Origin of the sequence: Rathayibacter sp. AY1C4, from assembly GCF_002932195.1 — a bacterium.
Lineage (GTDB): Bacteria > Actinomycetota > Actinomycetes > Actinomycetales > Microbacteriaceae > Rathayibacter.
Window position 1 is genome coordinate 46,841 of record NZ_PSWE01000003.1, and the last position, 24,033, is coordinate 70,873.

Genomic DNA, 24,033 nt, shown 5'->3' on the forward strand with positions numbered 1-24,033 from the left:
CCGCGCCCCTCCCCGGCCGCGGGCCGAGAGCGAACAGCGCGGCCGATCCCGCCGGACGGGACGGGCGGGGCCGGGGGCGGTCCTATCCTGGACGGAGGGACAGGCGCGGTGTGCGCTCCCCGCACATCGAGCCGAACGCGGAGATCCTGCCTATGAACGTGATCACGGGGAACGTCCTGGTCGTGGCCTTCGAGGGCTGGAACGACGCCGGGGACGCCGCCAGCGGCGCGCTGCGGCTGGTCAAGGACGCCGGGGAGTACGTGCCCCTCTTCGCCGTCGACGCCGAGCAGTACTACGACTTCCAGTACACCCGCCCCATGCTCTCGATCGGCGAGGACGGCCGCCGCAACCTCGCCTGGCCCGGCACCCAGATCTTCGGCCCGGCCGACACCTCGGTCGACGCCGAGAGCGCGCTGTACCTCATGATCGGCACCGAGCCCTCGCGCAGCTGGAAGAGCTTCGCGGCCGAGGTCGTCGACGCCATGCTCGCGATAGACATCTCCGCCGTCGTCTTCCTCGGCGCGATGCTCGCCGACGTCCCGCACACCCGGCCGATCTCCATCTTCGCCTCGAGCGAGAACGCGGAGCTGCGGAGCTCGTTCGAGCTCGAGCGCTCCAGCTACGAGGGGCCGGTCGGCATCCTCAGCGTGATCGGCGAGGCCGCACAGAAGGTCGGCATCCCCGCCGTCTCGATCTGGGCCTCCGTCCCGCACTACGTGCACAACGCGCCCTCGCCCAAGGCGATGCTGGCGCTGCTCGAGAAGCTCGAGGAGGTCGTCGGCCTGGCGATCCCCCGCGGCGACCTCGTCGAGGAGGCGGAGGAGTGGGAGCGCGGCATCGACGCCCTCGCCGCCGAGGACGAGGAGATGGCGTCGTACATCGCCCAGCTCGAGCAGGCGCGCGACACCGTCGACTCGCCCGAGGCGAGCGGCGAGGCGATCGCCCAGGAGTTCGAGCGCTACCTGCGCCGCCGCGGCGACGGCCGCTCCGGCGAGGAGCCCTGGCGCCCGTAGCCTCCGCCGGCGCCCGCTCGTCCGAGACGGTCGTCGATCACGGGACCGCTCCCGGCCGCCCTGACGGGACTCGCCCACGACGGGACTCGAGCCTGACGGGACTCGAGCCTGACGGGGTTCAGGCCGGGCGCACCCCGAGCAGGGCGTCGACCGCGTCGCGCAGGAGCGACGGGTCGTCCACGCCCTCGGTCAGTGCGGCGTCGACGACGGCGAGGGCGGCCGGAGTGCCGAGGTCGTCGGCCAGCGCCTCGCGCAGCTGCGCCAGCACCTCGAGCGCCGAGCGCGGTCCGACGGCGGCGAGGGCCGCCTCCCAGCGCGCCAGGCGCGCCTCGGCCGACGGCAGGTCCTCGGGCAGCCACTCCCAGTCGGAGCGGTAGTGGTGCGCGAGGAGCGCGAGGCGGATCGCCCGCGGGTCCGCGCCCTCGCTCCGCAGACGTGAGACCAGCACCAGGTTCCCGAGCGACTTGCTCATCTTCTCGCCCTGGTAGGCGACCATCCCGGCGTGCGCGTAGGCGCGGGCCAGAGGACGGCCGGACAGCGACGCGGCGTGGCCGGCGCTGAACTCGTGGTGCGGGAAGACCAGGTCGCTCCCGCCGCCCTGCAGGGTGAACTCGGGTCCGAGCCGGTCGAGGGCGATCACCGAGCACTCGATGTGCCAGCCCGGACGGCCGCGGCCGACCTCGGCGTCCCAGGCGGGCTCGCCGGCGCGCTCGGCCCGCCAGAGCAGCGGATCGAGGGGGTCGCGCTTGCCGGCGCGCTCCGGGTCGCCCCCGCGCAGCGCCGAGAAGCGGGCCATCGACTCCGCGTCGAGCCGGCTCTCGCTGCCCAGGTGCCAGACGGCGCTCTCGGCCGCGGCGATGTCGTAGTAGAGGTCGCTCGCGCCCTCCTCCGCCGCGTCCGGAGCAGCGACGCGGTAGGCGACGCCGTCGCGCTCCAGGCGGGCGACCGCCTCCGCGATGGGATCCACGGTCTCGGTGACTCCGACGTAGTGCTGCGGAGGCAGGACGCGCAGGGAGGCCATGTCGCCGCGGAACAGCTCGACCTGCTCCTCGGCGAGGTCGCGCCAGTCGACACCGGTGGCCGTCGCACGCTCGAGCAGCGGGTCGTCGACGTCGGTCACGTTCTGGGCGTACTCGACCGTGTAGCCCGCGTCGAGCCAGACGCGCTGGACCGTGTCGAAGGCGAGGTAGGTCGACGCGTGCCCGAGGTGGGTGGCGTCGTAGGGCGTGATGCCGCAGACGTAGAGGCTCGCGACTCCGCTGGGCGCGTCGAGCTCGACGGGGCCGGCGGTCGCGGTGTCGTGCAGGCGCGGTGCGCTCCCCCGGCCGGGCAGGGCGGGGACGTCGGCGGCGGTCCAGGCGCGCATCTAGGCGGCGATCAGGCCGGTGGCGAGCGCGACCATGAGGACGACGCCGAGGACGATGCGGTACACGACGAACGGGAGGAAGCTGCGGCGGGAGATGTAGCTCATGAAGAACGCGATCACGACGAAGCCGACCACGAACGCGACGATGGTCGCCACGAGGGTCTCGAGCCCGCCGACCTGGACCTGGTTCGGGAGCACGACCGGGTCGCTGATGCTCTTGTACAGCTGGTAGAGACCGCTGCCGAACACCGCGGGGATCGCGAGGAGGAAGGAGTAGCGCGCCGCCGCCTTGCGCTCGTAGCCGAGGAAGAGGCCCGCGGTGATGGTGCCTCCCGAGCGCGAGACGCCGGGGATCAGGGCGAGTGCCTGCGCGCCTCCGAAGATCAGGCCGTCGCGGACGCCCAGGTCGCGCAGGCGGCGCTTCTTCGCGCCGACCGCGTCGGCGATGCCGAGCAGGATGCCGAAGAGGATGAGGGTGGTGGCCACCACCCACAGGGAGCGGAGGGTCGTCTCGATCGCGTCCTGGAAGACGAGGCCGAGGACGATGATCGGAAGGCTGCCCAGGATGATGAGCCAGCCCATGCGGGCGTCCGGGTCCGAGCGCGGGATCCGGCCGACGAGGGAGCGCGCCCAGTGCGACACGATCCGCACGATGTCGCGCCAGAAGTAGATGATGACGGCGGTCTCGGTGCCCAGCTGCGTGATCGCGGTGAACGCGGCTCCGGTGTCGCGGCCGCCGAGACCGGGCAGCAGCTCGCTGACGATCCGGAGGTGGGCGCTGGAGGAGATGGGGAGGAATTCGGTCAGACCCTGGACGAGTCCCAGGATCAGCGCGTCGAGCAGGCCCATGCGTCACTTTCGAGGAGGGCTGGGGCGTCGTCGGCCAGCAGTCGGTCGGGATCGGTCGGTGCTGACCCCGTCCGCGGCGCCGTCAGGAGCTCAGCAGGAGATCGGTCAGGACCTTCCTGCCAAACACTAGTGCGTCCAGTGGAACGCGCTCGTCGACCCCGTGGAACAGCGCCGGGAAGTCCAGGGACGACGGCAGCTGGAGCGGCGCGAACCCGTATCCGGTGATGCCGAGCGTCGAGAGCGCCTTGTTGTCGGTGCCTCCGGAGAGCAGGTACGGGAGGACCTCGGCGCCCGGATCGAACCGGCGGATCGAGGCGGCCATGCTCTCGACGAGGGGGCCGGCGAAGGGCACCTCGAGTCCGATGTCGCGGTGCTGGACGAGGATCTCGACGTGCTCGCCCGCGAGGACCTTCAGCCGCTCGAGCACCGAATCCTCCTCGCCGGGGAGGACGCGCACGTCGATGGTGGCCTCCGCGGTGTCCGGGATGACGTTGGCCTTGTAGCCGGCAGACAGCATCGACGGATTGGCGGTGGTGCGCAGCGTCGCGGCGATGAAGCGCGAGGCGGTGCCGGTGGCGAGTGCCAGCTCCTCCGGAGTGCTGCGCTGGGGGTCGTGGCCGAGCAGGCGGGCGACCTCGTCGAGCAGCTCGCGCGTGGTGTCGGTGAGGCGCGTGGGCCACTCCTCGCTGCCGATGCGGGCGATCGCCTGCGCCAGCCGGGTGACGGCGTTCTCGGAGTTGATCTGCGAGCCGTGCCCCGCCGTGCCGTGCGCGCGGAGGGTCAGCCACATCAGCGCCTTCTCGCCCGTCTGCACGAGGTAGGCGCGCTTGCCGGCCAGCTCGATCGAGTAGCCGCCGACCTCGCTGATCGCCTCGGTCGCTCCGGCGAACAGCTCGGGCCGCTCACGGGCCAGGAATCCCGATCCCCGCACGCCGCCAGCCTCCTCGTCGGCGAAGAAGGCGATGACGAGGTCGCGGGAGGGGCGCCGCCCCTCGCGGAGGATGTCGCCGAGCGAGGCGAGGATCATCGCGTCCATGTTCTTCATGTCGACCGCGCCGCGGCCCCAGAGCATGCCGTCCTTGATCTCGCCGCCGAACGGGTCGACGCTCCAGTTGTCGGCGATGGCGGGCACCACGTCGAGGTGCCCGTGGACGACGAGGGCGCCGCGCTCGCGGTCCTCCCCGGCGACCCGCGCCACGACGCTCGTGCGTCCCGGGTCGGAGTCGATCAGCTCCGGCTCGAGGCCGAGGTCGCGCAGCTTCGCCGCGACGTACTCCGCGGCCGGGCGCTCCGGCTCCGCCTTCCCGTCGCCGTAGTTGCTGGTGTCGAAGCGGATGAGATCGCGCGCGATGAGCGCCGTCTCGTCGAGGGTGCTGTCGGTCACGGGCGCGCTGTCGATGCTGTCGGACATGCGGGCAACGGTACCGGCGCGGGCTCGACGGCGCGCGGAGGCCGGTGGGCCGCGAGGTGGCGTGAGAGGCTCCGGAACCGTGCTAATGTCTTCTTCGGCCGCGGAAACGCAGGTCGAAGGAAACACTCGTCCGGGTGGCGGAAATGGCAGACGCGCTAGCTTGAGGTGCTAGTGCCCGTATAGGGCGTGGGGGTTCAAGTCCCCCCTCGGACACACTGATCGGAACCCCTCGTCTCTCCTCGGAGAGGCGGGGGGTTCCGTCGTTCCCGGCACCGTCCCCTCCTCGCGCCGGCGGGAGGGATGCTGTGGGCGGAGAGTGCAGACGCCCCGGCTCCTCACGAGGAGACGGGGCGTCTGCTGCATCGGACGGGCGCTTCTGCAGCGGACGGGCGCTCCTGCACCGCAGGGCCCTCCTGCACAGACCGTGCCTCGGCGTCAGACGCCTGCTGTCGCCGGCGACCAGCCGAGAGCCGGAGCGATCGATTCCACGACAGTGCGCAGGAGCCGCGCGTTGTACTCGACCCCGAGCTGGTTGGGAACGGTGAGCAGCAGCGTGTCCGCCTCCTGCACGGCGGCGTCCGCAGCGAGCTCGGCGGCGACGGCGTCTGGCTCGCCCGTGTAGCTGCGGCCGAATCGGGCGCGGACGCCCTCGAGGGTGGCGACCTGGTCCTGCTCGCCGCGGCCGCCGAAGTACAGCCGGTCGAGATCGGTCGTGATCGGAAGGACGCTGCGCGACACGGAGACGCGCGGGGTGCGCTCCCAGCCCGCCTCGCTCCACGCGGCGCGGTACTCGCGGATCTGGCGGGCCTGCAGCTCGTCGAAGGGCACGCCCTCCTCCTCCAGGAGCAGGGTCGACGACTGCAGGTTCATGCCCTGCTCGGCCGCCCAGCGCGCGGTCGCGAAGCTGCCGGCACCCCACCAGATCCGGTCCTCGAGGCCGGGCGAGCGCGGCTCGATCGAGAGCGGGAGCGACTGGCGCGTCATCGCAGGATCGGACTGCGCGACCGGCGCCCCGGCGAGCGCCTCCCGGAGGATGCGCACCTTCTGCCGGGCGAGGTCGGCGTCGGTCATCCCCTCCGGGGGGACGAAGCCGAACACCTCGGACCCGCGCAGGGCGGTCTCGGGCGATCCCCGGCTGACCCCGAGCTCGAGCCGGCCGTCGGAGATCAGGTCGGTGGCGGCCGCCTCCTCCGCCATGTAGAGCGGGTTCTCGTAGCGCATGTCGATGACCCCGGTGCCGATCTCGATGCGGCGGGTGCGCGCGGCGATCGCCGCCAGCAGCGGGAACGGCGAGGCGAGCTGCGGCGCGAAGTGGTGCACGCGGACGTAGGCGCCGTCGATGCCGATCTCCTCCGCCGCCTCCGCGAGCTCGATCGTCTGGAGGAGGACGTCGCGAGCCGAGCGGGTCTGAGACCCGGGGACGGACTGGTAGTGGCCGAAGGAGAGGAAGCCGATGCGCGAGACCATGCCTGCCTCAGCGCCCGGGGGTCCCCCGCTATTCCCGGGTGGTGTGCACGGCGGACGCCGAACCGCGACAGCGCTCCCGAGGAGTCCTCAATACACGTATGGTGGTCGCGTGCCCGCTGATCGGGGCGGAGAGGGGTCGTCGTGGAGCCGATGGTCGGTCGCCTCGGGGCGACTCTCGGGGTCGCCATGCAGACGATCAGCGGGTCGCAGGTGCAGGCATGCGCTCTCCGTCCGCAGCGGAACCGGTCGCCCGGTCGCGTCTTCGCGTCAGTGCGCCTCGAAGTCGGCGGAGACCGAGGCGGTGACCTCGATGTCCTCCGGCTTGAGGGCCAACGGCTCCTCAGGAGAGGAGAACGCCTTGGCGCGGCTCATCATCGCCGAGCCGCCCTCGATGCGCGTGTGCGGCCGCAGTCCCGGCTCGAAGAGGGTCAGCACCCGCACCTCGGTCAGGCCGAGGGCCGCCGCATAGGCCTCGGCCCGCTCGCGCGCGTCGCGCACGGCAGCGGTGCGGACCTCGCGCTCGATGCCCGCCCGTCGCGCCGCCGTCACGTCCCAGTCGACCCCCGAGATCTGGATCCCCGGCACCTCCGAGATCGAGCCGACCCAGCGCCCGAGAGCCGCGAAGTCCCGGTACTTCACCCGGACCCCGGCGGCCGCGACATGGAACAGCTGCGTGACGTCCGAGTCCTTGATGTACCGGCGGATCGAGGAGACCGAGATCTGATCGGAGGACCACCAGGTGGCGGCGCCGGACGCCTGCTCGGCGGCCGCCTCCTCACGGACCCGCGCGTGCAGGGCGGTGACCTCGGCGAGCGCCTGGGGTCGGGATCGCGACTCGCGCCGGATCTCGAGGCGGACGGTGCCCCGCTCGGCGGGGTGGAAGTGCTGGGCGAGACCGGCGACGGTGATGGTGACCATGGCCCCATGGTGCCGTACGCACCCCGTCAGCTCCGAGCGGCGAGCATCTCCCGGATGCGGTCGGCGAGGGCCCGCTCCGTCGTCAGGTTGCTGACCAGCTGGGCTCGGTGCCCCCCGCAGGCGCCTGGGAGGGGATCTCCGGTGCTCGGGTCGACCCGGCCCAGCAGTGCCCGCTCCCCCTGGGCGATCGAGGCCTCGAGCAGGGCGAGCCGCCGCTCGAGCCGCTCGATCTCGAAGCTCTCGGGCGTGATGTCGGACTCGCGGAAGTGGCCGGCTGTGGAAGTGGGGACGCTCATCGATGATCCGTTCCGTCGGGGGCGCCCAGGAGCGGCGCCATCACCAGGAAGACACCGGAGAACGGCGATCATGACGCGAAGGCGCGAAATGCACTGAGACGTGGCGCGCCACCGGCGGTCAGGAGCGGAAGACGGCCAGGTTCTCGTTCTCCACGATGGCGAGGGTGCGGACGAGGCGGGTGTAGCGCTCGACGAGCTCGCCCTCCCCCGCGCCCTGTCCCAGCAGGGCCGAGATGCTCTCGGCAGGGAAGAGGGAGACGATCTCCATCGCGACGGCCCGCGCGTGCTCGGAGGAGAGAGTGCGCGCGTACTCCAGAGCGCGGGTCAGCTGCGGCCTCTCCTCCCCCTCCGGACTCGCCGACGGCGCCGTCGTGGCGGCATGCCCGAGGACCGCCACGAAGACGCGAGCGATCTCGTCGACCCGGAGTGCGCGGACCAGGGTCAGCAGACGCGAGGAGACGCGGGAGACGCCGCGCGCGAGGAGCTCTCCGCTGAGGGCGCGCACCTCGATCACGTCGCCGCCGCCGAACTCGCCGGAGACGCGCTTGATGCCCGAGGCGAACAGGCTCGAGCCGGCTCCGATGCTCCGCTCGGCCTCGAGGTTGATCTCGACGCGGCCGCGGCCGGTGGCCACTCCGGAGATCCAGCGCTGCTCCACGGGCGGATGCGCGTGCACGGCGCGGACGAGGGTGCCCGGGCCCGGCCCTCCCAGGGCGCCCAGGATGACCTCGGGGGTGCGCGCCCCGGCGATCCTGGTCGAGACGCCGTTGTGCGCGGCGAGCTCGGCGGCCCGCAGCTTGGAGCGGATGCCCCCTCGGCCGGTACCGCCCTTCTGCACGCCGATGCGGCGCAGCTCCGAGATGCCCAGCTCCTCGAGGTGCACGCCCTCGGCGATGCTGCCGGCGAAGACGCCGGGGACGTCGGTGAGCAGCAGCAGCAGGTCCGCGCCGAGGAGCATCGCCAATCCGCCGGCGACGCCGTCGTTGTCCGAGCCGGCGGAGTCGATCGTGTCGTTGCCGTTGACCACGGGCACGACTCCGGCGTCGAGGGCGTGGCGGATCGCCTCGGCGACGTGTGCCATCTGCCGGGGAGAGGCGAGGTCGGACTCGCCGATGAGGATCTGCGCGATCAGGGCGCCCGAGAGCTCGGCCACCGAGCGGTAGAAGCCCATCAGGACGGTCTGGCCCACCGCTGCCGCCAGGCGGGCGCTGATCGGCTCCTCCTGCGAGCGGGCGAAGAGCGCCCGACCCGAGGAGACGGCGCCGGAGGAGACCAGCACGACGTCCCAGCCCAGCGCGCGGGCGGCGAAGGCGCTCTCGAGCGCGCTGGCCAGGAGAACGGGATCCGGACCCGACTGCTTGGTGACCGAGCTGGACCCCATCTTGACCACGAGGGTCCTTCTGCGCGGCGCGGCCGGGGCGGTGGCGTCGGAGTCGGCGGGGTCGGGCAGGGCGTCGGACATGGCTCCATGCTAGAGGCGCGGTAGGAGGCCCTCCCTCGCCGAGACCCGGCGGAGAACGCCCCCGGACGGGAATGTCGGGGGCGGATGCGAGACTGCCCGGGACGTCTGTTACCTCCTCCTCAGTGCGCCTCGCCGGGCGGTCGCGGAAGGGTCCGAGCGGCTCGCCGGTGGATGTCGGTGGCGATTGACATACTCGAACACATGTTCGAACATGGGCAGATGAGCCCCCCTTCACCCCTCGTCTCCGCGGAGACGGCCGAGGCCGCAGAGCCCCTTCTGCGGCAGCTCGCGTCGGTGAAGGAGCTGCAGTCCCGCATCCGGGACATGCAGGCGACCACTCTCGAGACCAGGAGCCTCGCCACCCTGCCGGCCTTCTCCTCCGTGCTCCCGGGCGGCTCGCTCAAGCAGGGTGCCGCCTACTCGGTGGAGGGCTCGATGAGTCTGGCGATGGGGCTGCTCGCCGGCCCGTCCGCCGAGGGCTCGTGGTGCGGCGTGGTGGGCGTCCCGGAGTTCGGGGCCGAGGCCGCGGCCGGCATGGGGATCGACCTCGAGCGTCTGGTGCTCGTGCCCGCACCGGCCGAGCACTGGCTCACCGTCACCGCCGCTCTGGTCGATGTGCTGACCGTCGTGCTCACCCGTCCGCCCGCCTCCGTCTCCTCGGCCGACGTCTCGCGTCTGGGAGCACGACTGCGCCAGCGGGGTGCCGCGCTCGTGGTCCTCGGCGAGTGGCCCCAGGCCGAGGCGCGGCTCAGCATCCGCAGCAGCCGCTGGGAGGGGCTCGGCGACGGCCACGGCTACCTGCGCTCCCGGGAGGCGATGGTCGATGTGGTCGGCCGGGCCGGCACCCGGGTGCGCACGGTGCGGATGAGCATGCCCGGCGTCGAGAGCGCCTTCGGCTCCCGGGTCGAGCACGGCCGCCTGCACGAGCGGGCGGTCTGAGATGGCGAGCGCACCCGAGCTGCGGCGGACGATCCTCGTCTGGTGCCCCGACTGGCCCCTCCTCGCGGCCGCCGCCGACGCCGGCCTCGGCGACGAGCACCCCCTGGCCCTCACGGAGAAGAGCCTGGTCTTCGCCTCCTCCCCCGCTGCCCGGGCGGAGGGGGTCCGGCGGGGCATGCGCGTGCGCGAGGCGCAGTCCCGTTGCACGGGTCTCGCCGTCCTCCCGTACGACCCGGTGCTCGACCACCGGGCGTTCGAGCCGCTCATCCAGGCGCTCGAGGAGATCACCCCGGGCGTCCAGCTGATCCGGCCCGGTCTGTGCGCGATCCGCGCCCGCGGTCCGCGCCGCTACTACGGGAGCGAGCAGAGCGCGGCCGAGGCGATCCTGCAGCGGCTGGCCGAGCTGGGTCTCCCCGACGCCCGCATCGGGATCGCCGACGGGCTCTTCGCCTCCGAGCTCGCCGCGAAGCACTCCGGCCGCCCCGTCGCCGTCGTGCCCCCAGGAGCAGCGGCAGGCTTCCTCGCTCCTCTCCCGCTCGACGCCCTCGAGACCGAGTCCGTCGCAGCCCCTGCCCGTGTTCCCCGCCGGGGGGACGACCTGGTGGCGCTCCTGCGCAGACTCGGCGTCCGCACCCTCGGCGCCTTCGCCGCCCTCCCTCGCGAGGACGTCGCCGCCCGGTTCGGACCGGAGGGCGCCCACGCGCACCTCCTCGCCGCCGGTGCGGAGTCGGAGACGGTGGTGCCCCGGCTCCCGCCGGAGCGTCTCGACCGGGCGATGGAGTTCGAGCCCCCTCTGGACCGCATCGACCAGGCCGCCTTCGCCTTCCGCGTCCCCGCGGAGGAGTTCGTCGCCGGGCTCACCCGCGCACAGCTGGTCGCGACCGCCATCCGCATCGAGGTCGTCAGCGAGCGCGGTGAGGTCTCCTCCCGGAGCTGGCTGCACCCGAGATGGTTCACCCCGGGCGACGTGCTCGACCGGGTCCGCTGGCAGCTGCAGGGCAGCGGGGAGATCGACACCGGTCTCGGAGCGCCGATCTCGCGGCTGTGCGTCGAGCCCGAGGCGGTCGACGCGATCGGCAACCACGAGCAGGGTCTCTGGGGCACCGCTCCGGAGGAGCGCGTCCACCACGGGCTGAGCCGCGTGCAGAGCATGCTCGGGCACGAGGCCGTGATGACCGCGTCGATCGGAGGGGGTCGATCCCTCCGCGACCGCCAGCACCTGATCCCCTGGGGCGACCGGGAGCGGGGCGACGCACGGCCGAGGACCCTGCCCTGGCCCGGCTCCCTGCCGCCGCCCCTCCCGCCGACGGTCTTCGCGGAGCCCGCGGCCGTGCTCGTCCGCGGACCGAGGGGCGAACCCGTCGCGGTCGACGAGCGCGGCGCCCTCAGCTCCGTGCCCGCCTACTTCACCCCCGGGACCTCTCAGGCACGCCTGGAGCCCCTCGCCGGATGGGCGGGTCCCTGGCCGATCGACGAGCGCTGGTGGGATCCGAGCACCGCCGTCCGCTACGACCGCTTCCAGGTGGTCGACGCCGCCGGTGTCGCCTGGCTGCTGCTCTGCCTCGACGGGGTCTGGGCAGCCGAGGCCCGCTACGACTGAACCGGAGCATCCCTCCACCACCGCGAACGAGCATCGAAGGAGCCCCGATGGGCTGGAACAACCCGCCGATCCCCTGGTCGGAGTTCGAGCGCCGCCTCTCCAGCGGCAAGCGCGCCGACGGCACCGTCGTCCGGGGCGACGGCGGCGACAGTCCGGCCTGGTCGCACAAGCGCCCCGCCTACGTGGCAGGGGACGACGTCCGGCCGCCGGCTCATCCGGTGCCCTACGCCGAGCTGCACGCCCACTCCCACTTCAGCTTCCTCGACGGGGCGAGCAAGCCGGAGCAGCTGGTCGAGGAAGCGGTCCGGCTCGGCATCGACACTCTCGCGCTCACCGACCACGACGGCCTCTACGGCATCGTGAGGATGGCCGAGGCCGCGCAGGGGCACGCCGTCCGCACGGCCTTCGGAGCCGAGCTCTCGATCGGGCTCACCTCGCCTCAGAACGGGGTCGCCGATCCGGAGGGGACCCACCTGCTCGTCCTCGCGCGCCGCGAGGAGGGCTACCACCGCCTCGCCCGTGCGATCACCACCGCCCAGCTCGCCGGAGCCGAGAAGGGCAAGCCGAGCTACGACCTCGAGGAGCTCGCGCGCGCCGCCGACGGCCACTGGATCGTGCTGACGGGCTGCCGCAAGGGAGCGGTCCGTCAAGCGCTCGCCGCCTCAGGAGTGGCCGCGGCCGAGCGGGAGGTCCGCGAGCTCGTCCGGCTCTTCGGTCCCGCCAACGTCCTCGTGGAGCTGTACGACCACGGGGATCCCCTCGCCTCGCGCGCCAACGACCAGCTGGCGGCGATCGCCGAGAAGCTCCGGCTGCGGACGGTCGCCACCGGGAACGTGCACTACGCCCGGCCGGAGGAGCGCCCCCTCCAGACGGCCCTCGCCGCGGTCAGAGCACGCCGGAGCCTCGACGAGATGGACGGCTGGCTCCCCGCAGCGGGCGGCGCCCACCTGCGCTCCGGCGCCGAGATGGCCGAGCGCTTCGGCCGCTACCCCGGCTCCGTGAAGAACACGGTGCGCGTCGCCGACGAGATCGCCTTCGAGCTCGGCCGAGTCCGGCCCCGGCTGCCGCGCCAGGAGGTCCCCGAGGGGCACACCTCGATGAGCTGGCTGCGCGCGCTCGTGCGCGAGGCCGTGCCGGCCAAGTACCCCCGCGCCGACGCCGACGTCCTCGCGCGCCTCGAGAAGGAGCTCGCGGTGATCGAGCAGAAGGACTTCCCGGGCTACTTCCTGATCGTCCACGACATCGTCCACTACGCCAAGCGGAACGGCATCCTCTGCCAGGGACGCGGCTCGGCCGCCAACTCGGCGGTCTGCTACGTCCTGGGCATCACGGCGGTCGACTCGATCTTCTACGACCTGCCGTTCGAGCGGTTCCTCTCCAGCATCCGCGACGAGGAGCCCGACATCGACGTCGACTTCGACTCGGAGCGACGCGAGGAGGTGATCCAGTACGTCTACCGGAAGTACGGACGTCTGAACGCGGCCCAGGTCGCCAACGTCATCACCTACCGGCCCAAGTTCGCCGTGCGCGACATGGCCAAGGCCCTCGGATACAGCGCCGGGCAGCAGGACGGCTGGTCGAAGCAGGTCGAGCGGTGGGGGTCCGTCACCGAGAGCACCGACCACGACATCCCCGAGGACGTGGTCGCCCTGACCACCCGGGTGCTGGGCACGCCCCGGCACCTGGGCATCCACTCCGGCGGCATGGTGCTGACAGACCGGCCCGTGGGCGAGGTCTGCCCGATCGAGCCCGCTCGGATGGAGGACCGCACCGTCCTGCAGTGGGACAAGGACGACTGCGCCTGGATGGGCCTGGTCAAGTTCGACCTCCTCGGGCTCGGGATGCTCGCCGCCCTGCAGTACACGTTCGACCTCGTCGCCGAGCACGTCGGCGAGAAGTGGGACCTCTCCACCCTCCCCCGGGAGGAGAAGGGCGTCTACGACCAGCTCTGCCGCGCCGATTCCATCGGGGTGTTCCAGGTCGAGAGCAGGGCGCAGATGGGCACCCTCCCCCGGCTGCAGCCTCGCCGCTTCTACGATCTGGTGATCGAGGTCGCGCTCATCCGCCCCGGCCCCATCCAGGGCGGTGCGGTCCACCCCTACATCCGCCGCAAGCTCGGCGAGGAGCCGGTGACGTACCAGCACCCCCTCCTCGTGACGCCGCTCAAGCGCACCCTCGGCGTGCCGCTCTTCCAGGAGCAGCTCATGCAGGTGGCCGTGGCCGTCGGCGACTGCAACGCGGAGGACGCCGACCTGCTGCGCCGGGCGATGGGGTCCAAGCGCGGGACCGAGAAGATCGAGACCCTCCGCGAGCGGCTCTACCAGGGGATGGCCCGCAACGGCATCACGGGCGAGGTCGCGGACGACATCTACCTCCGGATCCAGGCCTTCGCGAACTTCGGCTTCGCCGAGAGCCATGCGATCAGCTTCGCCCTGCTGGTCTACGCGAGCGCCTGGCTCCGCCTGCACTACCCCGCTGCGTTCACCGCCGCGCTGCTGCGGGCGCAGCCCATGGGCTTCTACGCCCCGCACACCCTGGTCGCCGATGCCCGGCGTCACGGAGTGGAGGTCGTCTCGCCCGACGTCAACCGCTCGCTGGCGCCTCCCGGGCTCGAGGCGAAGGAGGACACCCCCGCACGCCGGAGGGGCGGTGCCGCCTACGGGAGCGACGACTGCCTCCGCGCCGATCAGCCGCCCACGGGGCTGTTCGACCGCACCGAGCACTTCCACACGGACGACCACAGGCGCGACAGCGGCTTCGTGATCCGGCTCGGGCTGGCAGGGGTGAAGGGCATCGGCACCGCGCTCGCCGAGCACATCGTCGCCGAGCGCGAACGCGGCGGACCCTACGCGAGCATGGCCGACCTCTCGCGTCGGGTCGGCACGACCGCGGCTCAGCTGGAGGCCCTCGGCGCCGCGGGCGCCTTCGACTCGCTCGGTCTGCAGCGTCGGCAGGCGCTCTGGGAGGCCGGCACCGCCGCAGGCGACCGCGAGGAGTTCCTCGCCGGTTCCACGGTCGTCGTGCAGCCCCCGCTCCTGCCGATGCTCTCCCCTCAGGAGCGCGTGGTCTTCGACTTCTGGGCCACCGGCATCTCGCCCGACGACCATCCGCTGCGCCACCTCCGCGAGGGACTCGCTCGCCGCGGCGCCCGCTCCTCGGCCGATCTCCCCGCCATCCCCTCGGGGACCCGGATCGAGGTCGGCGGGGTCGTGATCCACCGCCAACGTCCCTCCACAGCCGGTGGAGTGACCTTCCTCAACCTCGAGGACGAGCACGGGATCCTCAACGTGATCTGCTCCGTCGGAGTATGGAACCGCTACCGCCGCGTGGCCCGCGAGGCACCCGCCCTGCTGGTCAGGGGGATCCTCGAGCGCTCCGACGAGGGGGTGACGAACCTCCTCGCCGACAGGTTCGAGACCCTCACGGTCGGCGCTCGCACCACCTCCCGCAACTTTCGATGACCCCTCAGCGGCACTGCCCGCTCGCCCCACGAGAAAGCGACACCATGACCACTCTCGACCACGCCGCTCCCGCTCCGCACCTCGATGCGCCGCTCCTGAACGACCGCGAGCTGCGCGAGCGCGTCTCCTCGCTGATCGGACCGGCCTACCGCCGGGCGCTGTGGCCGATCTTCCTCGACCGCGACGGCGTGCAGCTGCCGATCCTCTACCCGGTGGACGGACTCCCCGTGCACCCCGACGAGGAGAAGACCGAGCGGATCGTCGCCACCCTCGCCAAGGCCGTGGCGCACCAGGACGTGGGCTCGCTCGCCTTCGCCCTGGAACGTCCCGGGCGCGCCTTCCTCGGCGAGACCGATCGGGTCCTCGCCCGTCACCTGGCGGCGGCGTGCCACAAGCGGGCCATCCCCCTCCGCGCGCTCCTGCTCGTCCACGACGAGGGAGTGCGGGTCGTGACCGCGACGGAGTACGCCGCGGTCACGCTCTGAGCGCTCGGGCCCCAGGCGGCCGTTCAGGACATCGGCGGCCGGCCACCTGATCAGCCGGCCGCCACGGAGCTCAGGCGCTCAGGCGCTCAGGCGCTCAGCGTCACCAGCAGCGAGGAGGCGCCGAGATCCACCTCGGTGTCCCCGGGCTGCACCGCGTACTCCCCGACGCCGAGCAGCGTCTCCGCCACCTCCGGCAGGGCGATGCGGGCGGCGGACTCGCCGACGTTGATCGCCACGGTCACCCGACAGCGGCCGAGAGTCAGCCAGCGGGCCTCCTCGTCGAACTCCACGCGGAGCGACCCGAAGCGCGGGTCCGTCAGCTCGGGGTAGCGGCGGCGGATCGCCGCCAGCTCGCGGTACACCTCGAGGGTGCGGGCGTGACGCCCCTCCCCGACCTCGGACCAGTCGAGCCGCGAGCGCAGGAACGTCTCCGGGTCCTGCGGGTCGGGCACGACCTCCGGATCCCAGCCCATCTTCGCGAACTCCTCGATGCGGCCCTTCGCCGTCGCCTCGCCCAGATCCTTCTCCGGGTGCGAGGTGAAGAACTGCCACGGTGTCGACGCCGCCCACTCCTCGCCCATGAACAGCATGGGAGTGAAAGGGCCCAGCAGCGTCAGAGCCGCGGCGATCGCGAGGCGCCCCTCGTCGAGGGTCGCCGTCAGACGGTCGCCGACCGCCCGGTTGCCGATCTGGTCGTGGTTCTGGCTGCAGACCACCAGGCGCCAGGTCGGCATGTGCTCGGTGTCCACCGGACGGCCGTGGTGGCGGCCGCGGAAGGTCGAGAGGGTGCCGTCGTGGAAGAAGCCCCGCGTCAGCACCTTCGCGAGGGCGCCGAGCGGCGCGAAGTCCTCGTAGTAGCCCGTGGTCTCCCCGGTCAGCGCGACGTGGACCGCGTGGTGGAAGTCGTCGCTCCACTGCGCGTCGAGCCCGTAGCCGTGCGCCTCCCGCGGAGTGATCAGCGCCGGGTCGTTGAGGTCGGACTCGGCGATCAGCGTCAGAGGGCGCCCGACGTGGGCCGACAGCACGGCCACCTCGCTCGCCATCTCCTCGAGCACGTGCACGGCCCGCTCGTCCGAGAGGGCGTGGACCGCGTCCAGGCGCAGGGCGTCGACGTGGTAGTCGCGCAGCCACATCAGAGCGTTGTCGATGATGTACCCGCGGACGGTGTCCGAACCCTCGCCGTCCAGGTTGATCGAGCTGCCCCAGGTGTTGGCCTTCTCGTTCTTGAGGTACGGGCCGAACTCCGGCAGGTAGTTGCCGCTCGGGCCGAGGTGGTTGTAGACGACGTCCTGGACCACGCCGAGGCCGGCACGGTGGGCGGCGTCCACGAAGCGCTGGTACGCCTCGGGTCCGCCGTACGGCTCGTGCACGGCGTACCAGAGGACGCCGTCGTAGCCCCAGTTGTGCGTTCCGTTCACCGCGTTGACCGGCAGCAGCTCGATGAAGTCCACGCCGATCGAGCGCAGGTGCTCGAAGCGCTCCGCCGCCGCGTCCAGGGTGCCCTCGGGTGTGAACGTGCCGAGGTGCAGCTCGTAGATGACGGCGCCGGCGAGCTCGCGCCCGGTCCAGGCGGAGTCGCCCCACTCGTGCGCCGAGGGGTCGAACGTGCGCGAGAGCTCGTGCACGCCCTTCGGCTGGCGAAGCGAGCGGGGGTCCGGCAGCGGACCGCTGCCGTCCACCCGGTACCCGTAGTCGACCTCGCCGGTGGCCGGGGCCGACGCGGGCGCCCGCCACCATCCGTCGTCTCCGTGGCGGGTCATCGTCAGCGACGAGTCGTCACCGAGAAGGAGCTCGACCGTCGAGGCCTCGGGGGCCCAGACGTCGAACCGCTCGGGACCGGTCGTCGGGAGTGCGTAGCGGTAGGGAGTCGTGCTGATCACTGCTGTCTCCAGGAGGGGTCGTATCGGTCTGCGGTGCGGTGGCGGAACCGGTCAGGAGACCGGGGCGAGCAGTGCCACGGGGTAGTCGGCGAGGATCTCGGCGACCGGAGTCACTCCTCCCGCGAAGGTGCGGCCGGTGAGGATGTCCTCCATCGGGTGCCCGGGCAGGACCACGACCGTGCCGTTCCACCCGCCCGAAGCGGCGAGGCCCTCGGGGAGCCTGGTCGCGACGGTCAGCGCGCCGCCGCGGTCGAAAGCGATCGCGTGCTCGGCGGCGGGCCCGATCGCGGGGACGGCGGCGTAGCGGGTGAACAGCTCGGGGCGGTCGCGGCGGAGCCGGAGGGCGCGTGAGGTGACGAGGAGCTTCGCGGCTCCCTCGGCGTCGATCGCGGGCTTCCAGCCGCCGTCGATCCGCTCCAGCAGCGCTCGACGCTGCCCGAAGTCGACCTCGCGGCGGTTGTCCGGGTCGACGAGGGAGGTCTCCCAGAGCTCGCTGCCCTGGTAGACGTCCGGGATGCCCGGGGCGGTGATCTGCACGAGCTTCGCGGCGAGGCCGTTCGACCAGCCGGCGGCAGACACCCGCTCGACGGTCTGCTCGACCAGCCGGCGGACGGCGGGCTCGTCGTACGCCGCGTCGATCGCCGCGTGCATCCGCTTCTCGAACTGCTCGTCAGGAGCGGTCCAGTGCGTCGAGTCGTCGGCCTCGCGCGACGCCTTCTCGGCGTAGGCGTGCAGGCGCTCGCGGCTCGCGGGCCAGGTCCCCACGAGGGCCTCCCAGAGCAGGTGCTCGATCGGGCCGTCGCCGAAGCCGACGAGGTCGTGGAGCTCGCGGAGCGTCGCCGCCCACGCCTCCGGGTCCTCGGCCAGTGCGGTGATGCGGGCACGGGTGTCCTCGCCGCGCTTCGTGTCGTGGGTCGAGAGCGTGGTGAGCGAGGCGGGGAACGAGGCCTGGCGCACGGCCTGGCGGCGGTGGAACTCGACCAGGTCGATCGCGAACTCGTCCGGGTCCGCTCCGACCTCGTTCAGCGAGGTGAGGCGGCTGAAGCGGTAGAACGCCGTGTCCTCGACGCCCTTCGCCATCACCATGCCGGAGGTCTGCTGGAAGCGCACGGACACCGGAGTGCCGGTCTCGCCGAGCGCCGCGGCGACCTCGTCGATGGTCGCGCGGATCTCGGGACGGCGGCGCACGGCGTCGACGCGGGCGTGCTCGAGGTGCTCCGCTCCGTAGGGGAGGTAGCTGCGGTAGACCGGGTAGGTCGCCAGGAGCTCCGCCAGCGCGTCGTCCGCTCCCTCGATGCCGGGGATCAGGCGGGCCAGCCGCAGGACCTCGGAGCGGAGGATCCCGTCCGCGATGCCGCGCTTGGTGTCGTGGATGAGGTCGGCCCACTGCAGCGGGGCGCCCTTCCCCGTGAGCTCGGCGTCGAGGCCCTCCAGCACGGGGCGGGCGTCGGGGTCGACCAGGATGCGGTCGACGTCGGCCAGGGCGTCGTAGCCCGTGGTGCCGACGGTCGCCCAGTGCGGCGGGAGCTCCTCGTCGCCCTCGAGGATCTTCTCGACCCAGACCGGGGCGCCGCCGATCGCGCGGGCCAGGTCGTCGAGGTATCCGCCCGGGTCGGCCAGGCCGTCCGGGTGGTCGACGCGCAGGCCGTCAGCGAGCCCCTCGGTGAACCAGCGGACGATCTCGGCGTGCGAGGCGTCGAACACCTCGGGCCGCTCGACCGTGATGGCGGCGAGGGTGTTCACCGCGAAGAAGCGGCGGTAGTTCAGCTCGGCGTCGGCGCGGCGCCAGTTCACGAGCTCGTAGCTCTGGCGCTCGTGCACCGTGCGGCCGGAGTCGCCGGGCTCGGCGGTGCCGGGCGCGATCGGCAGGCGGTTCTCGTAGTAGTGCAGCTCGTCGCCGACGACCTCGAGCGCGTCGAGCTCGCTGTCGCTGTCGCCCTCGCTCGCACCGTCGCCGAGGATCGGCACGCGCAGCTTCCCGCCCCCCGCCTCCCAGTCGATGTCGAAGGCGGTGGCGTAGCGGGAGGACTTCCCGTTCCTCAGCAGGTCCCACCACCACGAGTTCTCGCTCGGGGTCGCGACGCCCATGTGGTTGGGGACGATGTCGATGAGGACGCCGAGGCCCTCCGCCCGCGCCGCGGCCGCGGCGTTCGCCAGGCCGGCCGCGCCACCGCGGTCGGGATCGACCTCGGTGTGGTCCACCACGTCGTAGCCGTGGTCCGAGCCGGGCTCGGCCTTCAGCAGCGGCGAGAAGTACAGCCAGTCCGCTCCGAGCGCGCGCACGTAGTCGGCGACCCGGGCGGCGTCGTCGAGGTCGAACGCCGACCGGATCTGGAGGCGGTAGGTGGAGGCGGGCAGACGCACGTCAGGCTCCTGTCGAGGGTGCGGTCGCGGAGTCGGTCGACTCGGCGTGGGGGCTGGTGGGTCCGGTCGAGGAGACGATCGGGATCGCCGAGGTGGCGGCCAGGGACGCGAGCGAGGCGGCGACCGAGTGGTCGACCTCGGGCTCGGGGGTGCTGTGCTCCTGGAGGATGACGAGCGACTTCGCCTGGACGGTGAGCATCGCCCCCGCCGGACGCGGGATCGAGTCCGCCTCGGCGCCGGCGGTGTCGACGAGGACGCTCCACTCGAGCGCGTACTCGTCGCTCGGGATCGCGAACTCGACGTCGACGTCGTCGGCGTTGAAGTACAGGAGGAAGCTGTCGTCGGTGACGGGGCGCCCGCGCTGGTCGCGCTCGCGGATCCCGTTGCCGTTGAGGTAGATACCCACCGATCGGCCGAGGCCGGAGTCCCAGTCGGACGGGGACATCTCGGTGCCGGCGGCGGTGAACCAGACGATGTCGGGCAGGGGCTCGCCGTCGCCGCGCAGCACGGGGCGGCCGTCGAAGAAGCGCATGCGTCGGAAGGTCGGGTGCTCGGCGCGCAGGCGGATGAGCGCCGCGGTGAACTCGAGCAGCGGCCGGTCGGCGTGGGCCCAGTCGATCCAGGTCAGCTCGCTGTCCTGGGCGTAGGTGTTGTTGTTGCCGTTCTGGGTCCGGCCCAGCTCGTCGCCGTGGAGGATCATCGGGACGCCCTGGGAGATCAGCATCGTCGCGAGGAAGTTCCGCTGCTGGCGCGCTCGGAGCGCGAGCACCCGCGGGTCGTCCGTGGGCCCCTCCACTCCGTGGTTCCAGGAGCGGTTGTGCGACTCCCCGTCGTTGCCGTCCTCGCCGTTGGCGTCGTTGTGCTTCTCGTTGTACGAGACCAGGTCCCGGAGGGTGAAGCCGTCGTGCGCCGTGACGAAGTTGATCGAGGCGACCGGGTAGCGGCCCGAGTGCGCGTAGAGGTCGGCCGAGCCGGTGAGGCGCGAGGCGAACTCCCCCAGCGTCGACGGCTCGCCGCGCCAGAAGTCGCGGACCGTGTCGCGGTACTTGCCGTTCCACTCCGTCCACTGGGGCGGGAAGTTTCCCACCTGGTAGCCGCCGGGCCCGACGTCCCACGGCTCGGCGATCAGCTTCACCTGCGAGACCACCGGGTCCTGCTGGACGAGCTCGAAGAAGGTGGAGAGCCGGTCGACGTCGTAGAACTCGCGTGCCAGCGCCGAGGCGAGGTCGAAGCGGAAGCCGTCGACGCGCATCTCCGTCACCCAGTAGCGCAGCGAGTCCATGATGAGCTGGAGCGAGTGCGGGTGGCGCACGTTCAGGGTGTTCCCGGTGCCGGTGTAGTCCATGTAGTAGCGCTTGTCGTCGTCGACGAGGCGGTAGTAGGCCTCGTTGTCGATGCCGCGGAACGACAGGGTGGGGCCGAGGTGGTTGCCCTCCGCCGTGTGGTTGTAGACCACGTCGAGGATGACCTCGATGCCGGCCGCGTGGAGCGCCTTCACCATGCTCTTGAACTCCTGGACCTGCTGGCCCTGGTCGCCCGTGGAGGAGTAGGTGTTCTGCGGTGCGAAGAAGCCGATCGTGTTGTAGCCCCAGTAGTTCGAGAGGCCCTTGTCCATCAGCGTGGAGTCGTTCACGAACTGGTGCACGGGCATGAGCTCGATCGCCGAGACGCCCAGGTGCTTGAGGTGGTCGATCACCGCGGGGTGGGCGACTCCGGCGTAGGTGCCGCGGAGCTCCTCCGGCACGTCGGGGTGCGTCTTGGTGAGCCCCTTCACGTGCGCCTCGTAGATCACGGTGCTGTCGTAGGAGGTGCGCGGGCGGCGGTCACCGGCCCAGTCGAAGAAGGGGTTGATGACGACGCCCATCATCATGTGCGGCGCCGAGTCCTCGTCGTTCGTCGAGTCCGGGTCGCCGAAGGTGTACGAGAAGAGGGACTGGTCCCAGTCGATCTCCCCCGAGATCGCCTTCGCGTAGGGGTCCAGCAGCAGCTTGTTCGGGTTGCAGCGGTGGCCGGCATCGGGGTCGTACGGTCCGTGGATGCGGAAGCCGTAGCGCTGGCCCGGCTGGACCTGCGGGAGGTAGCAGTGCCAGACGTAGGCGTCCGACTCCTGGATCTCGACGCGCGTCTCGGTGCCGTCCTCCTCGAAGAGGCACAGCTCGACGCGCTCGGCGATCTCGCTGAACAGGGCGAAGTTCGTGCCGCTTCCGTCGAACGTCGCGCCCAACGGGTAGGCGGTTCCGGGCCAGGTCTCCACGAGACTCCTCAGGGGATTGTTCTCGGGCAGTCCGGGAGACGCCGATGTGCGGTCTGCGGATGCCCGACGTCGGGGGTGATGGTCCGTCACTTCCGCGACGGACCGACTGCTCAGCTTAGCGAGCGTGTCTCGAGCATTCCCCTGACGGTCAGCGCTCATCGCGCGGTCCTCCTCCGGTGGTCACGACCGGCGGCCGGAACCGCCGTCCGGTTCGTCCTGCGGGCGCGTGAGCGGGCAGGTCGTTCCGGCGGGTCACGCTCGAACAGTACGGTCGCGCCCGGTCCGCCGGGGAGGGCTGGCGCCGCGCCGGGTGCATCGGCTAGAACGCGCCGGAGGGGCTGTCCGGCCCACGCGGAGGGGCCGGCCGGGCTGGGCGGGAGCAGCGATCGGCCCCGTCGTCAGGGCCACGTCGCCACGGACCGGGGCGCCGCACCGCGATCAGTGCGAGCCGAGCCTGCGCCGCAGGAGGTCGATCCGCGCCTGCAGCTGGGTCACGCTCGCCTGCGCCACCGCGGGTCCGCCGCAGAGCCGGCGCAGCTCGGTGTGCACCTGGCCGTGCGACTCGCCCGTCCCCCGTGCCCACAGGCCGACCAGGGAGTTGAGCAGGCTGCGCTGCTCCTTGAGCGTGCGGTAGAGCGGTGCCGGGATCTCGCTCACCGGCTCGGCCGGGGCCGCCGCCCCCGCGCGGCTGCCGGCGCGCTTGGCCTGCCGCTGCTGCCGGTGCTGGAGGAGCTCCCGCACCTGGTCGGGCTCGAGGAGCCCCGGCAGGCCGATGAAGTCGAGCTCCTCCTCGCTCTCGACCTCGACCTCCATCCCGAACTCGGCGCCCTCGTAGACGACGCGGTCGAAGGTGGCGGCCGAGCCGATCGACTCGAAGCGGCCCTCCTCCAGGAGATCGGAGGACGCCTTGTCGCTGCGCTCGGCGTCGGCCATCAGGTCGGCCTCGGGGTACTCCTCGTCGTCGGAGGTCCTGCGGTCGAGGGCGTGATCGCGCTGCAGCTCCATCGAGCCCGCCAGCGCGAGCAGGCCGGGCACGTTCGGGAGGAACACCGAGGCGGTCTCGCCGCGGCGCCGCGCGCGCACGAAGCGGCCGATCGCCTGGGCGAAGAACAGAGGAGTCGACGCCGATGTCGCGTAGACGCCGACGGCGAGCCTCGGCACGTCGACGCCCTCGGAGACCATGCGGACCGCGACCATCCAGCGACTGGTGTCCTTCGCGAACTCCTCGATCCGGTCGCTCGCCTCCTTCTCGTCGGAGAGCACGACGGTGACGGTCTCGCCGCTGATCTCGCGGAGCATCGCGGCGTAGGCGCGCGCGGTGTAGTGGTCGGTCGCGATGACCAGGCCGCCGGCGTCGGGCACGGCGCGCCGCACCTCGGTGAGGCGGGTGTTCGCGGCGCGGAGGACAGAGGGGATCCAGTCGCCCTTCGGGTCCAGCGCGGTCCGCCAGGCCTGCGAGGTGATGTCCTTGGTGTTGCCCTCGCCGAGCCGCGCCTCCATCTCGTCGCCGGCCTTCGACTTCCAGCACATCTGCCCGGCGTAGACCATGAACAGCACCGGCCGGACGACGCCGTCCGCGAGCGCGCGGCCGTAGCCGTAGGCGTAGTCGGTGAGCGAGGTGCGGATGCCCTCCTCGTCCGGCAGGTAGCTGACGAACGGGATCGCTGCCGTGTCCGAGCGGAACGGCGTCCCGGTCAGCGAGAGCCGGCGGACGGCGGGCTCGAAGGCCTCGCGCACCGCGTCGCCCCAGCTGAGCGCGTCGCCGGCGTGGTGCACCTCGTCGAGGATGACGAGGGTGCGCCCGGACAGGGTGAGCTCGCGGTGGAGCTCGGCGCGGACGGCGACCTGCGCGTAGGTGACGGCGACGCCGTGGTAGTGGCGGGCGTGGCGGCCCATGCGGTTGGTGAAGGTCGGGTCCAGGCGGATGCCGACGCGGTGCGCGGCCTCGGCCCACTGGCGCTTGAGGTGCTCCGTCGGCGCGACCACGGTGATCCGGTCGACCGTGCGGTTGTGCAGCAGCTCGGCGGCCAGCCGCAGCGCGAAGGTGGTCTTGCCCGCGCCCGGGGTCGCGGCGGCCAGGAAGTCGCGCGGCTCGTGCTGGAAGTAGGCCTCGAGCGCCTCCGCCTGCCAGGCGCGGAGCTTGTTCGCGGTACCCCACGGCGCCCTGCCCGGGAACGACGGGGACAGGTGCTCAGCGGCGGAGGTGCCGACCTGATGACCGAAGCTCGAGGGACTGTTCACGTGGACCGAATCTAGCCGACGCCTCCG

Annotated in this window: 16 protein-coding genes and 1 tRNA gene; 6 read left to right on the forward strand and 11 right to left on the reverse strand. The window is 72.2% G+C overall.

The genetic code is table 11. The features are described from left to right. The first annotated feature begins 152 nt into the window (after window positions 1-152). Window positions 153-1,013, forward strand: a complete 861-nt coding sequence (locus C5C99_RS02260) for a proteasome assembly chaperone family protein (protein ID WP_104246850.1) — start codon at window positions 153-155, stop codon at window positions 1,011-1,013. 118 nt (window positions 1,014-1,131) lie between these two features. Here the strand turns inward: C5C99_RS02260 and mshC are convergent, their stop codons facing one another. The 3 genes from mshC to C5C99_RS02275 form a co-directional block, all read right to left on the reverse strand. After that, the gene (gene mshC, locus C5C99_RS02265; protein WP_104246821.1) at window positions 1,132-2,379 is read right to left on the reverse strand and encodes a cysteine--1-D-myo-inosityl 2-amino-2-deoxy-alpha-D-glucopyranoside ligase; all 1,248 of its coding nucleotides are present in this window, start codon (window positions 2,377-2,379) and stop codon (window positions 1,132-1,134) included. Further along, entirely contained in the window at window positions 2,380-3,228 is an 849-nt protein-coding gene (locus tag C5C99_RS02270) for an undecaprenyl-diphosphate phosphatase (protein WP_104222008.1), read from the reverse strand. 82 nt (window positions 3,229-3,310) lie between these two features. Beyond that, window positions 3,311-4,639, reverse strand: coding sequence for a M20/M25/M40 family metallo-hydrolase (locus C5C99_RS02275; RefSeq protein ID WP_181027105.1), 1,329 nt, complete (start codon window positions 4,637-4,639; stop codon window positions 3,311-3,313). Window positions 4,640-4,767: 128 nt separating this feature from the next. Here C5C99_RS02275 and C5C99_RS02280 point away from each other — a divergent pair. Further along, window positions 4,768-4,852 (forward strand) — tRNA-Leu (locus C5C99_RS02280). 222 nt (window positions 4,853-5,074) lie between these two features. On the opposite strand, the gene C5C99_RS02285 is transcribed toward C5C99_RS02280, so the two are convergent. The 4 genes from C5C99_RS02285 to proB all read right to left on the reverse strand — a co-directional run bounded on the left by C5C99_RS02285 (window position 5,075) and on the right by proB (window position 8,782). Then, window positions 5,075-6,106: an LLM class flavin-dependent oxidoreductase gene (locus C5C99_RS02285; protein ID WP_104246820.1), complete on the reverse strand. Its 1,032-nt coding sequence runs from the start codon at window positions 6,104-6,106 to the stop codon at window positions 5,075-5,077. A 267-nt stretch (window positions 6,107-6,373) separates the two neighbouring features. After that, complete coding sequence (locus C5C99_RS02290) at window positions 6,374-7,024, reverse strand: SIMPL domain-containing protein (protein ID WP_104225267.1); 651 nt, start codon at window positions 7,022-7,024, stop codon at window positions 6,374-6,376. A 26-nt stretch (window positions 7,025-7,050) separates the two neighbouring features. Further along, the gene (locus tag C5C99_RS02295; RefSeq protein WP_104222002.1) at window positions 7,051-7,320 is read right to left on the reverse strand and encodes a hypothetical protein; all 270 of its coding nucleotides are present in this window, start codon (window positions 7,318-7,320) and stop codon (window positions 7,051-7,053) included. A 118-nt stretch (window positions 7,321-7,438) separates the two neighbouring features. Next, window positions 7,439-8,782 carry a glutamate 5-kinase gene (gene proB / locus C5C99_RS02300; RefSeq protein WP_104222000.1) on the reverse strand — a complete coding sequence of 448 codons (1,344 nt, stop codon included), beginning with the start codon at window positions 8,780-8,782 and terminating at the stop codon, window positions 7,439-7,441. Window positions 8,783-9,001: 219 nt separating this feature from the next. Between proB and C5C99_RS02305 the strand changes: the two genes are divergently transcribed. From C5C99_RS02305 to C5C99_RS02320, 4 genes are read left to right on the forward strand one after another with little or no spacing between them, the layout of a single operon-like run. Then, window positions 9,002-9,721 carry a hypothetical protein gene (locus C5C99_RS02305; protein ID WP_104225270.1) on the forward strand — a complete coding sequence of 240 codons (720 nt, stop codon included), beginning with the start codon at window positions 9,002-9,004 and terminating at the stop codon, window positions 9,719-9,721. A gap of 1 nt (window position 9,722) precedes the next feature. Then, window positions 9,723-11,321 (forward strand): DNA polymerase Y family protein, encoded by a 1,599-nt coding sequence (locus tag C5C99_RS02310; RefSeq protein WP_104339540.1) that lies wholly within the window; start codon window positions 9,723-9,725, stop codon window positions 11,319-11,321. A 47-nt stretch (window positions 11,322-11,368) separates the two neighbouring features. Beyond that, the gene (locus C5C99_RS02315; RefSeq protein WP_104339541.1) at window positions 11,369-14,782 is read left to right on the forward strand and encodes an error-prone DNA polymerase; all 3,414 of its coding nucleotides are present in this window, start codon (window positions 11,369-11,371) and stop codon (window positions 14,780-14,782) included. 44 nt (window positions 14,783-14,826) lie between these two features. Continuing rightward, complete coding sequence (locus tag C5C99_RS02320; protein ID WP_104221992.1) at window positions 14,827-15,267, forward strand: hypothetical protein; 441 nt, start codon at window positions 14,827-14,829, stop codon at window positions 15,265-15,267. Window positions 15,268-15,353: 86 nt separating this feature from the next. Here the strand turns inward: C5C99_RS02320 and treZ are convergent, their stop codons facing one another. The 4 genes from treZ to C5C99_RS02340 all read right to left on the reverse strand — a co-directional run bounded on the left by treZ (window position 15,354) and on the right by C5C99_RS02340 (window position 24,006). Beyond that, window positions 15,354-17,147: a malto-oligosyltrehalose trehalohydrolase gene (gene treZ / locus C5C99_RS02325; protein WP_258063607.1), complete on the reverse strand. Its 1,794-nt coding sequence runs from the start codon at window positions 17,145-17,147 to the stop codon at window positions 15,354-15,356. 51 nt (window positions 17,148-17,198) lie between these two features. Beyond that, on the reverse strand, window positions 17,199-19,511 hold the full coding sequence (gene treY / locus C5C99_RS02330) for a malto-oligosyltrehalose synthase (protein WP_104339542.1): 2,313 nt from the start codon (window positions 19,509-19,511) through the stop codon (window positions 17,199-17,201). A 1-nt stretch (window position 19,512) separates the two neighbouring features. Beyond that, window positions 19,513-21,765 carry a glycogen debranching protein GlgX gene (gene glgX, locus C5C99_RS02335; protein ID WP_104237465.1) on the reverse strand — a complete coding sequence of 751 codons (2,253 nt, stop codon included), beginning with the start codon at window positions 21,763-21,765 and terminating at the stop codon, window positions 19,513-19,515. A 438-nt stretch (window positions 21,766-22,203) separates the two neighbouring features. Next, complete coding sequence (locus C5C99_RS02340; RefSeq protein ID WP_104339543.1) at window positions 22,204-24,006, reverse strand: DEAD/DEAH box helicase; 1,803 nt, start codon at window positions 24,004-24,006, stop codon at window positions 22,204-22,206. Window positions 24,007-24,033 lie beyond the last annotated feature (27 nt).